General features: G+C 61.9%; 15 protein-coding genes and 1 tRNA gene. 13 read left to right on the top strand and 3 right to left on the bottom strand.

Annotated features, from left to right (window positions below):
* Positions 1–40 precede the first annotated feature (40 nt).
* The 3 genes from P0D73_RS19070 to P0D73_RS19060 all read right to left on the bottom strand — a co-directional run bounded on the left by P0D73_RS19070 (position 41) and on the right by P0D73_RS19060 (position 3,124).
* The gene (locus P0D73_RS19070) at positions 41–1,621 is read right to left on the bottom strand and encodes a SulP family inorganic anion transporter (protein WP_408178041.1); all 1,581 of its coding nucleotides are present in this window, start codon (positions 1,619–1,621) and stop codon (positions 41–43) included.
* Between the two features lie 87 nt (positions 1,622–1,708).
* Positions 1,709–2,347: a carbonic anhydrase gene (locus P0D73_RS19065; RefSeq protein WP_408432499.1), complete on the bottom strand. Its 639-nt coding sequence runs from the start codon at positions 2,345–2,347 to the stop codon at positions 1,709–1,711.
* 225 nt (positions 2,348–2,572) lie between these two features.
* Positions 2,573–3,124, bottom strand: coding sequence for a hypothetical protein (locus tag P0D73_RS19060; RefSeq protein WP_408178043.1), 552 nt, complete (start codon positions 3,122–3,124; stop codon positions 2,573–2,575).
* Between the two features lie 184 nt (positions 3,125–3,308).
* On the opposite strand from P0D73_RS19060, the gene P0D73_RS19055 reads away from it, so the two are divergent.
* The 13 genes from P0D73_RS19055 (at position 3,309) to nuoF (ending at position 15,216) form a co-directional block, all read left to right on the top strand.
* Positions 3,309–4,634 (top strand): branched-chain amino acid ABC transporter substrate-binding protein, encoded by a 1,326-nt coding sequence (locus P0D73_RS19055; protein WP_408432497.1) that lies wholly within the window; start codon positions 3,309–3,311, stop codon positions 4,632–4,634.
* 186 nt (positions 4,635–4,820) lie between these two features.
* A complete protein-coding gene (gene rpsO, locus P0D73_RS19050) occupies positions 4,821–5,093 on the top strand; it encodes a 30S ribosomal protein S15 (protein ID WP_011487489.1) in 273 nt (90 codons plus the stop codon).
* 345 nt (positions 5,094–5,438) lie between these two features.
* Entirely contained in the window at positions 5,439–7,595 is a 2,157-nt protein-coding gene (gene pnp, locus P0D73_RS19045) for a polyribonucleotide nucleotidyltransferase (RefSeq protein WP_207915644.1), read from the top strand.
* A 151-nt stretch (positions 7,596–7,746) separates the two neighbouring features.
* Positions 7,747–8,763 (top strand): NAD(P)H-quinone oxidoreductase, encoded by a 1,017-nt coding sequence (locus tag P0D73_RS19040; protein WP_132375256.1) that lies wholly within the window; start codon positions 7,747–7,749, stop codon positions 8,761–8,763.
* 121 nt (positions 8,764–8,884) lie between these two features.
* Positions 8,885–9,664 (top strand): triose-phosphate isomerase, encoded by a 780-nt coding sequence (gene tpiA / locus P0D73_RS19035; RefSeq protein WP_408432495.1) that lies wholly within the window; start codon positions 8,885–8,887, stop codon positions 9,662–9,664.
* An 82-nt stretch (positions 9,665–9,746) separates the two neighbouring features.
* A complete protein-coding gene (gene secG, locus P0D73_RS19030; RefSeq protein ID WP_095419939.1) occupies positions 9,747–10,124 on the top strand; it encodes a preprotein translocase subunit SecG in 378 nt (125 codons plus the stop codon).
* 113 nt (positions 10,125–10,237) lie between these two features.
* Positions 10,238–10,322, top strand: a tRNA-Leu gene (locus tag P0D73_RS19025).
* A 162-nt stretch (positions 10,323–10,484) separates the two neighbouring features.
* A complete protein-coding gene (locus P0D73_RS19020) occupies positions 10,485–10,844 on the top strand; it encodes an NADH-quinone oxidoreductase subunit A (RefSeq protein WP_013339872.1) in 360 nt (119 codons plus the stop codon).
* Positions 10,845–10,907: 63 nt separating this feature from the next.
* Positions 10,908–11,387 carry a NuoB/complex I 20 kDa subunit family protein gene (locus tag P0D73_RS19015; RefSeq protein ID WP_006052903.1) on the top strand — a complete coding sequence of 160 codons (480 nt, stop codon included), beginning with the start codon at positions 10,908–10,910 and terminating at the stop codon, positions 11,385–11,387.
* A gap of 21 nt (positions 11,388–11,408) precedes the next feature.
* On the top strand, positions 11,409–12,011 hold the full coding sequence (locus P0D73_RS19010; RefSeq protein WP_132375255.1) for an NADH-quinone oxidoreductase subunit C: 603 nt from the start codon (positions 11,409–11,411) through the stop codon (positions 12,009–12,011).
* A gap of 9 nt (positions 12,012–12,020) precedes the next feature.
* Positions 12,021–13,274, top strand: coding sequence for an NADH-quinone oxidoreductase subunit D (locus P0D73_RS19005; RefSeq protein WP_408178045.1), 1,254 nt, complete (start codon positions 12,021–12,023; stop codon positions 13,272–13,274).
* 131 nt (positions 13,275–13,405) lie between these two features.
* Positions 13,406–13,891 carry an NADH-quinone oxidoreductase subunit NuoE gene (gene nuoE, locus P0D73_RS19000; RefSeq protein ID WP_106280364.1) on the top strand — a complete coding sequence of 162 codons (486 nt, stop codon included), beginning with the start codon at positions 13,406–13,408 and terminating at the stop codon, positions 13,889–13,891.
* On the top strand, positions 13,888–15,216 hold the full coding sequence (nuoF, locus tag P0D73_RS18995) for an NADH-quinone oxidoreductase subunit NuoF (protein ID WP_132375253.1): 1,329 nt from the start codon (positions 13,888–13,890) through the stop codon (positions 15,214–15,216). Before nuoE ends, nuoF begins: the two co-directional genes overlap by 4 nt.
* The last annotated feature ends 93 nt before the right edge of the window (positions 15,217–15,309 follow it).

Raw genomic sequence — 15,309 nt, 5'->3', positions numbered from 1 at the left:
GTGCCTTGATTGGCACGGGGCTTTTTCATTGCGAGCGGCGTTACTCCGTCGCCGTGCGTCGCATCGACCAGCCGCGTGACGCGCGCGCCTGTGCCTGCACCTGATGCCGCACTTCGACAGCGATGCCGCGGCGTGGCGCGTCAGCCACGAATGTGTCGAGCAGTTCGCGCACGTCGTGGTCGACGAAATCGGCGCGCGTCGCATCGACGATCAAGGTGGCGCCGTCAGGAACCTGCTGCAGGTAGTGCTTGAGCGCCACCTTGCCGAGAAACGACACGTCCTTACGAAACGACAGCAGATAGTGATCGCCGTGTTGCGCGAGCACGATTGGGCTGCGCAGATTCGCATACAACGCGAGCAGCACGCTGCACAGAATGCCGAGCACGATGCCGATCAGCAGGTCGGTCGCGAGCACGCCGACCAGCGTGACGATAAACGGCGCGAACGGCGCAAAGCCCTGTTTCGCGACGGCGACGAATAGCGACGGCTTGGCGAGCTTCAACCCCGTGAAGATCAGGATCGCCGCGAGACAGGCCAGCGGAATCAGGTTGATGACGCTAGTGAGCGCAAACACGCTGACGAGCAACAGCACGCCGTGAATGATCGCCGAGAGCCGGCTTTGCGCGCCCGCATGCACATTGGCCGAACTGCGCACGATCACCGACGTGATCGGCAAGCCGCCGATCGCGCCGGCAATCAGGTTGCCCACGCCTTGCGCCTTCAACTCGCGATCCGGCGGCGCGGCGCGTCGTTCGGGGTCGATCTGCTCGACGGCTTCGAGGCTCAGCAGCGTTTCCAGGCTCGCAACGATCGCCAGCGTGATGGCGACGCGCCAGACATCGGGATTGACGAGCTGCGCGAAGTGCGGCCCGAAGTCGGCCCATTCCAATGCGAGTTGCAATGCCGCGAACGATTCCAGCGGCGGTAGGGCGACCCGATGTTCGGCGGGCGGCGCGAGCGACGGCGCCAGCACGCTGAGCAGCAACGTCGCGCCGATCCCCAGCAGAACGACGGCGAGCGGCGCCGGTACGCGGCGCACCAGTGCGAAGCGCCGAAATGCGCGCGTCTCCCAGCCGATCAGAATCGCCAGCGACAGCAGGGTGATCACGCAGGCTGCGAGCGAAATCGAGCCGAACGGCGTGGCAACCGCTCCGGCCGCCAGTGAGGCAGCTTGCGTACCCGACGCCGCATGCACGCCGGACAGCCCGAGCGCGAGCGGAAACTGCTTGACGATCAGCAGCACGCCGATGGCCGCGAGCATGCCCTTGATCACCGGCGACGGCACATAGGCCGCAAAACGGCCGGCTTTGAGCATGCCGAAACCGAACTGGATCGCGCCGGACAGCAGCACGGCCAGCAGGAACGCGGAGAAGCTGCCGAGCTGCGCGATCCCGTCGACGACGATCACGACAAGGCCTGCTGCCGGCCCGCTCACGCTCAAGCGCGAGCCGCTCAGCACGGCCACCACCAGTCCGCCAACAATGCCCGAGACGAGCCCGGCAAATGGTTCGACGCCCGATGCGTTAGCGATACCCAGACAAAGCGGCAGGGCCACTAGAAAAACGACCGTGCCCGCAAGCAGGTCACGCTGAAACGTGGAGAAGAAAGTTCGAAAGTTCATGGTGTCGGTGCAGTGAGGAGTGGAGCCTGGTATGCGGCGAAAGCTGAACCGGATCGGATTCGCATGAAGTGCCGCGTGGGTGTCGCGTCAAGCGGCGGCGCTGTGGGCGGCGGTCGTGCAGGTCATCGCGTCGTCGGCTTCGTAGCCGGACGTGAGGACCTTGATGCGCCCGTCTTCGAGCGCGAAGATCCAGCCGTGTACGAGCGGCGCCGTATCGGCCTCCCGCACGATGGGGTGCGCGCGCAACCCACGCACCTGTTCGAGCACGTTCAGCTCGGCGAGGCGGTTGACACGCTCACGTTCGCTTTCGTGGTCCTGCAGTTCTTCGTGATGCGCCTTGGCGAGCGTGCAAAGCGGCGCGATCCGCCGATTCACATGCGGCAGGCTCGGCTCGGGCGGCAGCAGCGCGGCGCGCACGCCGCCGCATCCGTAATGGCCGCAGACGATCACGTGGCCGACCTTCAGTACCTTCACCGCATATTCGAGGACACTCGCCGAATTGTCGTCGTTGGGCTGAAAGAGGTTGGCGATGTTGCGGTGGACGAACAGGTCGCCCGGTTCGCAATGCGTGATGGTCTCGGCGGGCACACGGCTGTCCGAGCAGCCGATCCACAGGACGTGGGGATTCTGGCCGCGCACCAGATCGCGGAAAAACTCGGGGTTGCGCACGGCGGTTTCATGCGCCCAGGCGACGTTGGCGACCAGCAGGCGTTTGGGACGATTCATGGATAGCGGCTCCGTAGTGGGGCGCATTCATTCGGCGCCGAATTCACGGCTGCGCTCGTGCGGCCTCATGAGAGGCCAGCACCGAATCAATGCTTACGAAAGCCTTTCTATCAAAAAATAAATCTGCTGTGCGCGAAATAAAATTCGCCGCCATGCGTAATAAATAAAAAAAAGCCGCCCGGGAAGGCGGCTTCGTAGATGCATGCGAATCTGATCAGGCGGCGCTCAGAACAGGCTGCGGCGATCCGGATCGTGCAACGGATCGGGCGTTTTCTGCGTCAGGCGCACGATGCCCTGCTCGTCGAAATAAAAGCTGTACATCATGTACCAGACGTTGTCTTCCAGATAACGGTAGGTCCAGACTTCGCGCTTCATCAACGGGAAGTACGACGTTTCGACCGGGCGGCCAAAATTCACCAGCACGTCGCTCTTGGTCCATTTGCCGATTTCGGCGCGGTAGAACTCGTTGGGCTGCAGCACCTGGCGCACATTGACGATCTTGCCGGATGCGTCGATGTCGGCCGCGGTGGTGGTTTCGCCCATCGGCTGGGTCGGCCACATCAGCCGCTTGCCGCCATTCGGCAGGTCATAGCTTTCGCGCGGCGGGCCGAGGCGCGCGACGATGGTCGATTCGTCCGCGCCTTGGGTGTATTGCTGCCACGGCTGTACGCAGCCGGCAAGCGCCAGCGCGCTCAGGCAGACGAGCGCCGCGCGGCGCAAGCGCCCCGCGGCCGGCGCTCCGATCGAGGCCGCCGTGGTGTGATGGCGGTTTAACATGTATTCCTCCGATGGCGTTTGAGTACCGGTTTTTATCATCGAGACGCATTATTTTGACACGCGCTGTGGCAAAAGATTTGCGCTTCATGAAGAGCCGGCCGGGCAATACGATAACGCTTGCGCCGGCTTGCTTATTCCGTGCTGAACGCCCTATGATCCGCGCTTTCACCAATCAGGCGGGGCGATGACGATGGCGAAGTGGCAACGGACGGCGGCAGCGGCGCTGGCGGCGATGTCGGTGGCCGCGGTGGCGTATGCGGCGAGCGAGCCGGCGGCTAGTCCCGCGGCCAGCCTTGGAGCAAAGCCGGCGAGCAAACCCACCGGCGCGCCGATCCAGCTGGCGCTGATCGAAGGCATGTCCGGCCCGTTCGCCAACGCGGGCGCGGCGGTGGAGCGCAACGTGCGCTTCGGCGTCGAGCAGGTGAATGCGCACGGCGGCGTGAAGCTCGCCGACGGCGCGCATCCGTTCGAGCTGGTCGTGCTCGACAGCAAGGGCGGCACCGAAGAGGCGCTCACGCAATTGCGCGCGGCCGCCGACCGTCATATCGGCTACATCATGCAGGGCAACAGCTCGGCGGTCGCCGCCGCGCTGATCGGCGCGATCGACAAGCAGAACAGCCGCGAACCGGGCAACCGCGAACTGTTCCTCAACTATTCCGCCGACGACCCGTCGCTGACCAACGCCAACTGCAGCTTCTGGCATTTCCGCTTCGACGCGCACGCGGGCATGCGCATGGACGCGCTGGCCGACGTGATCCAGCGCGACAAGGCGGTGAAGAAGGTCTATCTGCTGAACCAGGATTACAGCTTCGGACACGACGTCAGCAGCCTCGCGCGTTCGACGCTGACGACGAAGCGTCCGGACATCGCGGTGGTCGGCGACGAATTTCATCCGATCGGCCGCGTGAAGGACTTCGCGCCGTACATTGCGAAGATCCGCGCGAGCGGGGCGGACGCCGTGATCACCGGCAATTGGGGCAACGACCTGACGCTGCTCGTCAAGGCCGCGCGCGAGCAGGGGCTGGACACGAAGTTCTACACGTTCTACGGCAACAGCCTCGGCGCGCCCGCCGCTTTGGGCGACGCCGGCGTCGGCCACGTGATCGCGGTGGCAGACTGGCATCCGAACGCCGGCGGCGCGGCGTCCGACGCCTGGTACGGGGCCTTCCGGGCGCGCTTTCCGGCCGCGCAGGACGACTACCCGGTGCTGCGCATGCCGCTGATGATCGAAACTCTGGCTGCGGCAATGACGCGCGCCGGCAGCGCCGATCCGATGGCGGTGGCGAAAGCCCTCGAGGGAATCAAGTTCGACAACGGCTTCCACGCCTCGTGGATGCGCGCCGACGATCATCAACTGATCCAGCCCCTTTACGTGATGGAGATGGACAAAGCCGGTACGCCGGGCGTGCATTTCGATAACGAAGGCTCCGGCTACGGTTTTCGCACGGTGCTGGCGCTGCCGCCCGAGCGCACCGTCCTGCCGACCGTCTGCAGGATGAAGCGGCCGTGATCGAGGCGAGGCGCGCCATCGCCCGGCACAGCGGGGTTCGCGGCCGGATTGGGCTGTGCTACAATACGCGTCCCGTTGTGAGGCAAGCCTTTATCCAAGGCCTGTCAGCAATATTTAAAGCACACGGGTAACCCACGGCACGGCCTTTCTTCCGTGACCGCCTGTCTAGTTCTTAAGGAAATCGACATGTCCGCAGTTGAAACAAGCAAGAAGTCCGAAGTCGTTGCGCAATTCGCACGCGCCGCTAACGACACCGGCTCCCCCGAAGTTCAGGTCGCGCTGCTCACGACCCGCATCAACGAACTGACCGTTCACTTCAAGGCACACACGAAAGATCACCACAGCCGCCGCGGTCTGCTGCGCATGGTGAGCCGCCGTCGTAAGCTGCTCGATTACCTGAAGGGTAAGGACGCGGATCGTTACCGCGCACTGATCGAGAAGCTGGGTCTGCGTAAGTAATCGGCCAGTCGTTCAGCAAGATGCCTGTGTCAGTTCCACTGATACAGGCATTTTGTTTTTGCACGGTGCGCTTCATGTGATGCGCGCCGGCTGTTCTCCGCAGTGGCGTGCCGGTTCATGCGGCGGGAGCAGGCAGCAGTAATCAAGCAGTAGAGCAAGCAGTAAAGAAGAGATTCATGGCCGGGCTTCAGGGGCGGAGCTTTGTGTCATTCCAGCGGTTCGCGCGCGTACTCGACGTAGGGCGTGGTTCTCTGGAATGGCATAACACTACTCTTCCCATGCGGCGCCGGTCCTGGCGTTGCCGCGCCGCTTCTGGTCCGCGCGGCATTACGAAGAGGAAAAGCAATGACTATGTTCAATAAGATCGTCAAAGAATTTCAGTGGGGACAACATAAGGTTCGCCTCGAGACCGGCGAAATCGCTCGCCAGGCGAGCGGTGCCGTAATCGTCGACGTCGAAGATACCGTGGTGCTGGCCACCGTGGTCGGCGCCAAGACGGCCAAGCCGGGTCAAGACTTTTTCCCGCTGACCGTCGACTACCTCGAAAAGACTTACGCCGCTGGCAAGATCCCGGGTGGCTTCTTCCGCCGCGAAGGCCGTCCGTCGGAAGGCGAAACGCTGATCTCGCGCCTGATCGATCGTCCGCTGCGCCCGCTGTTCCCGGAAGGCTTCTACAACGAAGTCCAGGTCGTGATCCACGTCCTGTCGCTGAACCCCGAAATCCCCGCTGACATCCCCGCGCTGATCGGCGCGTCGGCGGCGCTCGCCGTGTCGGGTCTGCCGTTCAACGGCCCGGTCGGCGCAGCACGCGTGGCCTACATCAACAACGAATACGTGTTGAACCCGACGCGTCCGCAAATGAAGGAATCGGCGCTCGACCTGATCGTCGCCGGTACGGAACGCGCGGTGCTGATGGTGGAATCGGAAGCGCAGCAACTGAGCGAAGAAGTGATGCTCGGCGGCGTGGTGTTCGGCCACGAACAAATGCAGATCGCGATCGACGCAATCCACGAACTGGTCCGCGAAGGCGGCAAGCCGGAATGGGATTGGCAACCGGCGGCGAAGAACGAACCGCTGATCGCACGCGTGACGGAACTGGCGCAAGCCGACCTGCTCGCTGCTTACCAATTGCGCGACAAGCAAGCCCGTTCGACCAAGCTGAAGGAAGTCTACGCAGCCACGTCGGCGAAGCTGGAAGAAGACGCCGCAGCAGGCGGCACGGTGGCGGCCGACAAGGCAACCGTCGGCAACGTGCTGTTCGACATCGAAGCGAAGATCGTCCGTACGCAGATCCTGAACGGCGAACCGCGTATCGACGGCCGCGACACGCGCACCGTGCGTCCGATCGAAATTCGTACTGGCGTTCTGCCGCGCACCCACGGTTCGGCACTGTTCACGCGCGGCGAAACGCAAGCGCTGGTGGTGGCCACGCTGGGCACGAAGGGCGACGAGCAGAACATCGACGCGCTCGAAGGCGAGTACCGCGAACGCTTCATGCTCCACTACAACATGCCTCCGTTCGCGACCGGCGAAACGGGCCGCGTCGGTTCGCCGAAGCGCCGTGAAATCGGTCACGGCCGTCTCGCCAAGCGCGCGCTGGCTGCCTGCCTGCCGAGCGCCGACGAATTCGGCTACTCGATTCGCGTCGTGTCGGAAATCACGGAATCGAACGGTTCCTCGTCGATGGCTTCGGTGTGCGGCGGCTGCCTCGCGCTGATGGACGCCGGCGTGCCGATGAAGGCGCACGTCGCCGGCATCGCCATGGGCCTGATCCTGGAAGGCAATAAGTTCGCCGTGCTGACCGACATCCTCGGCGACGAAGATCACCTCGGCGACATGGACTTCAAGGTGGCGGGCACGGAACAAGGCGTGACCGCGCTGCAGATGGACATCAAGATCCAGGGCATTACCAAGGAAATCATGCAGGTGGCCCTCGCGCAAGCGAAGGAAGGCCGTATGCACATCCTCGGCAAGATGACCTCGGCGGTGTCGGGCGCGAACACGGTGTTGTCGGACTACGCACCGCGCATGATCACCATCAAGATCAATCCGGAAAAGATTCGCGACGTGATCGGCAAGGGTGGTTCGGTGATCCGCGCGCTGACCGAAGAAACCGGCACGACGATCGATATTTCGGACGACGGCGTCGTCACCATCGCCAGCACGAGCAGCGAAGGGATGGCCGAAGCGAAGAAGCGTATCGAGAACATCACGCTGGAAGTCGAAGTGGGCCAGGTGTACGAAGGCACCGTGCTCAAGCTGCTCGATTTCGGCGCGATCGTGAACATCCTGCCGGGCAAGGATGGTCTGCTGCACATCTCCGAAATCGCCAACGAGCGTATCAAGGACATCAACGACTACCTGAAGGATGGCCAGCAAGTGAAGGTCAAGGTCATCCAGACGGACGAAAAGGGCCGCGTGCGTTTGTCGGCCAAGGCGTTGCTGAATGAAGGCGCGAATGGCGCAAGCGGCGCGCCGCAAGGCGAACCGACGCCGCAGTAATGCGGTAGCGGCACAACGGCCGGCAGCGTGAATGCGCGCCGGCCGTTTTTTATGAAGGGTGCAGGGTGGATTACGTTGCAGGTGGACAGAAACGGGTACTCTATTTGTTCATTCCGGCATGCAACGCAATCCAATCTTGGAGTTGACGCAGATGAAAGCGATCGAAATCACCGAATTCGGAGCGCCGGACGTCCTGAAGCTGGCTGAGCGGCCCACGCCGCAGCCGAAAGCAGGCGAGGTGCTGATCAAGGTGGCCGCATCCGGCATCAACCGTCCGGACGTGTTCCAGCGCAAGGGCGGCTATGCGCCGCCGCCGGGCGCGTCGGATCTGCCAGGGCTGGAAGTGGCGGGTGAAATCGTCGAAGGGTCGATCGACGAGAAGAACAACCCGTTCGGTCTGAAGGTAGGCGATCGCGTGTGCGCGTTGCTGGCCGGCGGCGGCTACGCGGAATACGCGGTCGCGCCGCTGCTGCAGTGCCTGCCGGTGCCTGCCGGTTTGTCGGATGTCGAAGCGGCTTCGCTGCCGGAAACGTTCTTCACGGTGTGGAGCAATGTGTTCGACCGTGCGCAACTCGGCAAGGGCGAAGGCGCGCCGAACGAAACGCTGCTGGTGCAGGGCGGTTCCAGCGGCATCGGCGTGACGGCGATCCAGATCGCGCATGCGCTCGGCTTTCGCGTGTTCGCGACCGCTGGCTCGGACGAGAAGTGCCGCGCCTGTGAAGCGTTGGGCGCGGAGCGGGCGATCAACTACAAGACTGAAGATTTCGTCGAAGTGATCAAGTCGCTGACCAACGATCGCGGCGTCGACGTGGTGCTCGATATGGTGGCGGGCAGTTATGTGTCGCGCGAACTGACGGCGTTGGCAGATGGCGGCCGCATCGTGCTGATCGCGTTGCTGGGCGGTGCGAAAGCGGAGCTCAATCTGAACGAGGTGCTGCGCCGCCGTTTGACGCTGACCGGTTCGACACTGCGTCCGCGGCCGATCGAATTCAAGGCGAAGATTGCCGCGCAGTTGAAAGAGCATGTCTGGCCGCATCTCGAAGACGGCCGCATCAAGCCGGTGGTGCATCGCGTGTTCCCGGCCGCGCAGGCTGCCGACGCGCACGCGCTGATGGAGAGCAGCACGCATGTCGGCAAGATCGTACTGTCTTGGGGTCAGGACGCTTGACACGGTCGGTTTGACCCGATCCACCCCACGCAGTAAAATTGCGCGTTTTGCGCACGCCGCATGAAACCGAAAGGCGGACTGTAAGCGCAAACAAAGTCCGCCGCCAAGACAAGACGAGACGATGTCGAAACAACGAGCCAAACTGGTAGTCGGTAACTGGAAGATGCACGGGCGCCTCGCCGAGAATGCCACGCTGTTGCAAGCGGTGGCGCAAGGCGCGGGCGAATTGCCGGCCGACGTGCGCGTCGGCGTCTGCGTGCCGAGTCCGTACCTCGCGCAGTCTCAATCGTTGCTGGAAGGCAGCCAGGTCGTGTGGGGCGTGCAGGACGTGTCAGCGTTCACGCATGGCGCCTATACCGGCGAAGTGGCCGCGCCGATGGTGGTGGATTTCGGCGCCACGCTCGCGATCGTCGGACACTCGGAACGCCGTGCCTATCATCGCGAAAGTGCTGAACTGGTCGCGGTGAAAACGCAGCGCGCGCTGGAAGCAGGCCTGACGCCGATCGTCTGTGTCGGCGAAACGCTTGAAGAGCGCGAAGCCGGTTCGACCGAGCAGGTGGTCGGCACGCAACTGGACGAAGTGCTGGCCAAGTTGTCGGTGCAAGAGGCGGCGCGGCTTGTCGTCGCGTATGAGCCGGTTTGGGCGATCGGCACCGGCAAGAGCGCAAGCTCGGAGCAGGCGCAGGCAGTCCATGCGTTTCTGCGTGCGCGTCTGGCGGCAAAGGGTGCGGCGGTGGCGGATGTGCCGCTGTTGTACGGCGGCAGTGTGAAGCCGGAAAACGCGGAAGAATTGTTCCGCCAGCCGGATATCGACGGTGGCCTGATCGGCGGCGCGTCGTTGAAAGACCAGGATTTCCTGGCGATCTGCAAGGCGGCGGCCGCAACGAGCGTCGCCGGTTAAGCAGGGCGCCTTGGCGAGGATGACCCCATCCCGTGCAGCACGCAGTGTGTGGCGCGGTTAAATAAAGACTCAGGTGAGTGTGATGCTGTATTTGAAAACATTGATTATCGTCGTTCAGCTGTTGTCGGCACTCGGGGTTATCGGCCTCGTCTTGCTGCAGCACGGCAAAGGCGCCGATATGGGCGCGGCTTTTGGTAGCGGCGCGTCGGGAAGCCTGTTCGGCGCGACCGGTTCGGCAAACTTTTTGTCGCGTACAACGGCGGTGCTCGCAGCGGTATTTTTTGTCACCACGCTGACGCTCACTTACCTCGGCGCGTATCGTGCGAAACCTTCCGCAGGCGTGCTGGGCGCGGCTGTGACTGCGCCGGTCGCGGCTTCGGCTGCCTCGGCACCGGCAGGTGGCTCGGCTGTTTTGCCGGCATCGGCTGCGTCCGTCCCGGCGACCGACGTGCCGAAATAAATTTTCGTTCAAACGTGCTTTTGTGCGTTGAACAATCTGTTTAGACCAGTTACAATCTAAGTCTTGAAGCGATTCGCGGGTTTTATAAGTTGTTTTCCCGGATTGCATGCAGTGCCGACGTGGTGAAATTGGTAGACACGCTATCTTGAGGGGGTAGTGGCGAAAGCTGTGCGAGTTCGAGTCTCGCCGTCGGCACCAAAATGTTATCTAAATGCCAGCCGCTTGCTTCGCTTCGGCTGGCATTTTCACTTCTGACGTGCGGCTTGCGTTGGGCTTGCGGCATGTGCGTTTCGGAAGTGATTTCGCGTCAGGAGTGCTATGCTCCTGACGGCACTCAGAACCAACCGATTGAGGATAGTCTTGAACCTCGCAGCCTATTTCCCCGTCTTGTTGTTCCTCGTTGTGGGCACCGGTTTAGGCGTAGCACTGGTCAGTATCGGCAAGATCCTCGGTCCCAACAAGCCCGATACCGAGAAAAACGCACCGTACGAGTGCGGCTTCGAAGCATTCGAAGATGCGCGCATGAAGTTCGACGTGCGCTATTACCTCGTCGCCATTCTCTTCATCATTTTCGACCTTGAAACCGCGTTCCTGTTCCCGTGGGGCGTTGCCTTGCGCGACATCGGCTGGCCGGGCTTCATGGCAATGATGATTTTCCTGCTCGAATTCCTGCTGGGCTTCGCCTATATCTGGAAGAAGGGCGGCCTCGACTGGGAATGATGGATTAATCGCCGGTTTGCGTGGGTGGCCAAGGCTTGCCGCCCCGTCTGGAGTGGAAAGCAAATGAGTATCGAAGGGGTCTTGAAGGAAGGGTTTGTCACCACCACGGCTGACAAACTGATCAACTGGACGCGCACCGGCTCGCTGTGGCCGATGACGTTCGGTCTTGCGTGCTGCGCAGTCGAGATGATGCATGCGGGCGCTGCCCGTTACGACCTCGACCGTTTTGGCGTGGTGTTTCGTCCGAGTCCGCGTCAGTCTGACGTGATGATCGTCGCCGGTACGCTGTGCAACAAGATGGCGCCGGCTCTGCGCAAGGTCTACGACCAGATGGCCGAGCCGCGCTGGGTGATTTCGATGGGCTCGTGCGCGAACGGCGGCGGCTATTACCACTACTCGTATTCGGTGGTGCGCGGCTGTGACCGGATCGTGCCGGTCGACGTCTATGTGCCGGGTTGTCCGCCCACGGCGGAAGCGCTGGTGTACGGCGTGATCCAGTTACAGGCCAAGATTCGCCGCACCAACACAATCGCCCGTCAATAAGGCCAACGCCTCCCCCACAATATGGCAAGCAAACTCGAGACCCTGAAAGCGAACCTCGAGGCGGCCTTTGGCGGCCTCCTGCTGAACATCACCGAAGCAATCGGTGAGTTGACGATCGTCGTGAAAGCCGGCGACTACCTCAACGTGGCAACCCGTTTGCGCGACGACCGCTCGCTCGGTTTCGAGCAATGCGTGGATCTGTGCGGCGTCGACTATCAGACCTACGCCGACGGCGCTTACGACGGTCCGCGTTTCGCGGCCGTTCTGCATTTGTTGTCGGTGCAGAACAACTGGCGTCTGCGTCTGCGCGTGTTCGCACCGGACGACGAAGTGCCGATCCTGCCGTCTGTGGTCGAAATCTGGAATTCGGTCAACTGGTACGAGCGCGAAGCATTCGACCTGTACGGCATCGTCTTCGAAGGCCACCCGGACCTGCGCCGCATCCTGACCGACTACGGTTTCATTGGTCACCCGTTCCGTAAAGATTTCCCTGTCTCCGGCTACGTCGAAATGCGTTACGACCCGGAAGAGAAGCGCGTCGTCTATCAGCCTGTGACGATCGAGCCGCGGGAAATCACGCCGCGCGTGATCCGCGAAGATCGCTATGGCGGTCTGAAACACTAAGAGAACGCCATGGCAGAGATCAAGAACTACACGCTCAACTTCGGCCCTCAGCACCCGGCAGCGCACGGTGTGCTGCGCCTCGTGCTCGAACTCGACGGCGAAGTCATCCAGCGCGCCGATCCGCACATCGGCCTGCTGCATCGTGCGACTGAAAAGCTCGCCGAAACCAAAACATACATCCAGTCGGTGCCGTACATGGACCGTCTCGACTACGTGTCGATGATGGTCAACGAGCACGGCTACGTGATGGCGATCGAAAAGCTGCTCGGCATCGAGGTGCCGGTACGCGCGCAATACATTCGCGTAATGTTCGACGAAGTCACGCGTGTGCTGAACCACCTGATGTGGATCGGCGCGCACGCGCTCGACGTCGGCGCCATGGCGGTGTTTCTGTACGCGTTCCGTGAACGCGAAGATTTGATGGACGTGTACGAAGCGGTGTCCGGCGCACGGATGCACGCGGCTTACTATCGTCCGGGCGGCGTCTATCGCGATCTGCCTGACGCAATGCCGCAATACAAGGCGTCGAAAATTCGCAATGCGAAGGCATTGTCGAGGATGAACGAGAACCGCCAGGGCTCGTTGCTCGACTTCATCGACGATTTCTTCACGCGTTTTCCGAAGTGCGTCGACGAATACGAAACGCTGCTCACCGACAACCGGATCTGGAAGCAACGTCTGGTCGGTATCGGTGTGGTCAGCCCGGAACGTGCGCTGAATCTCGGCATGACCGGTGCGATGCTGCGTGGCTCGGGCATCGAATGGGATCTGCGCAAGAAGCAGCCGTACGAAGTCTACGACAAGCTCGATTTCGACATTCCGGTCGGCGTGAATGGCGATTGCTATGACCGCTATCTGGTGCGTGTCGAAGAAATGCGCCAGTCCACACGGATCGTGAAACAGTGCATTGAGTGGCTGCGCAAGAATCCCGGCCCTGTGATGGTCGACAATCACAAGGTTGCGCCGCCGTCGCGCGTGGGCATGAAGTCGAACATGGAAGAGCTGATTCACCACTTCAAGCTCTTCACAGAAGGCTTCCACGTGCCGGAAGGCGAGGCGTATGCCGCGGTCGAGCATCCGAAGGGCGAGTTCGGCATCTATCTGATTTCCGACGGCGCCAACAAGCCGTATCGCCTGAAGATCCGCGCACCGGGCTACGCACACCTGTCCACGCTCGACGAAATGGCGCGCGGTCACATGATCGCCGACGCCGTGACGATCATCGGCACGCAGGACATCGTGTTCGGCGAAGTGGATCGCTAGGACGTATTCATCAGAGCGCGCCTTCAGATTGCATCGAAGCGCGCGTCAAGCAAAGGAACGCCGGGTCTGTCGCATCATGCAGCGCGCGACAGGTTTTCGTTCGGTAGGAATTGAAAGAGTCGTGTCTGAAAATGATCTCAGCTGAAGGCCTGAAAGAAATCGATCGCGCGATCGCGAAGTATCCCGCCGATCAGAAACAGTCCGCCGTGATGTCGGCGTTGGCTACTGCTCAGGAAGAGCATGGCTGGCTGACGCCCGAACTCATGCAGTTCGTCGCGGACTATCTCGGCATGCCGGCAGTCGCCGTGCAGGAGGTGGCTACCTTCTACACGATGTACGAGACCTCGCCGGTCGGCAAGTACAAGATCACGCTCTGCACCAACCTGCCGTGCCAGCTCGGCCCGGACGGCGGCTCGGACAGCGCCGCTGAATATCTGAAGCAGAAGCTCGGCATCGACTTCGGCGAAACCACGCCCGACGGCAAATTCACCCTGAAAGAAGGTGAGTGCATGGGTTCGTGCGGCGACGCGCCGGTGATGCTGGTGAACAACCATCGCATGTGCAGCTTCATGAGCCGCGCGAAGATCGACCAGCTGCTCGAGGAACTTTCGAAATGACGTCTTTACACGATCGTCACATCAAACCGTTGATTCTCGCCGGCCTGAACGGCGACAACTGGCATCTCGAAGATTATGTGGCGCGCGGCGGTTACGCCCAGCTGCGCCGTATTCTGGAAGAGAAGATTCCGCCCGAGCAGGTGATCGCCGACGTCAAGGCGTCGGGTCTGCGTGGCCGTGGCGGTGCGGGCTTCCCGACCGGCCTGAAGTGGAGCTTCATGCCGCGTCAGTTCCCCGGCCAGAAGTACCTGGTCTGCAATTCGGACGAAGGCGAACCGGGCACGTTCAAAGACCGCGACATCCTGCGCTTCAATCCGCATTCGCTGATCGAAGGCATGGCCATCGGCGCGTACGCGATGGGCATCACGGTTGGCTACAACTATATCCACGGCGAAATCTGGGAAGTCTACAAACGCTTTGAACAAGCGTTGGACGAAGCTCGCCGCGCCGGGTTCCTCGGCGAAAATATCATGGGCTCGGGCTTCTCGTTCGAACTGCATGCGCACCACGGTTACGGCGCCTATATCTGCGGCGAAGAAACCGCGCTGCTCGAATCGCTGGAAGGCAAGAAGGGCCAGCCGCGCTTCAAGCCGCCGTTCCCGGCGAGCTTCGGCGTGTATGGCAAGCCGACCACGATCAACAACACCGAGACGTTCGCCGCAGTGCCGTTCCTGCTCGCGATCGGTCCGCAGAATTACCTCGAGATCGGCAAGCCGAATAACGGCGGCACGAAGATTTTCTCCGTCGCAGGCGACGTCGAGCGTCCGGGCAATTATGAAGTTCCGCTCGGCACGCCATTCGCCACGTTGATGGAACTCGCCGGCGGCATGCGCGGCGGCAAGAAGATCAAGGCTGTGATTCCCGGCGGCTCGTCGGCACCGGTGATTCCGGGCGACATCATGATGCAGACCGACATGGACTACGACTCGATCGCCAAGGCTGGCTCGATGCTCGGTTCGGGCGCGGTCATCGTCATGGACGAGACGCGCTGCATGGTGCGCTCGTTGTTGCGTCTGTCGTATTTCTATTACGAAGAATCGTGTGGTCAATGCACGCCTTGCCGCGAAGGCACGGGCTGGCTGTACCGCGTCGTGCATCGTATCGAGCATGGGTTGGGCCGTCCGGAAGACCTGGATCTGCTGAACTCGGTTGCTGAAAACATCATGGGCCGCACGATTTGCGCGCTCGGCGATGCAGCGGCCATGCCGGTTCGCGGCATGCTCAAGCACTACTGGGACGAATTCGAATACCACGTCGCCCACAAGCATTGCCTCGTCGGCGGTCATGCCGGCGCAGCAGCGGCGTCGGAAACCGTAGCGGCTTGAGTCTGCGGATAAACAAGCAGATAAGCACGCAGAAGAACATGCCATCCGCGGGGTTCATCGCCTGAAACAGGCGCTGAACAGGCGAACGATTGA

Origin of the sequence: Paraburkholderia sp. RL18-101-BIB-B (genome assembly GCF_046026985.1) — a bacterium.
Lineage (GTDB): Bacteria > Pseudomonadota > Gammaproteobacteria > Burkholderiales > Burkholderiaceae > Paraburkholderia.
The sequence above is the reverse complement of the archived record's forward strand: the minus strand, read 5'-3'. Positions and strand labels throughout refer to the sequence as shown.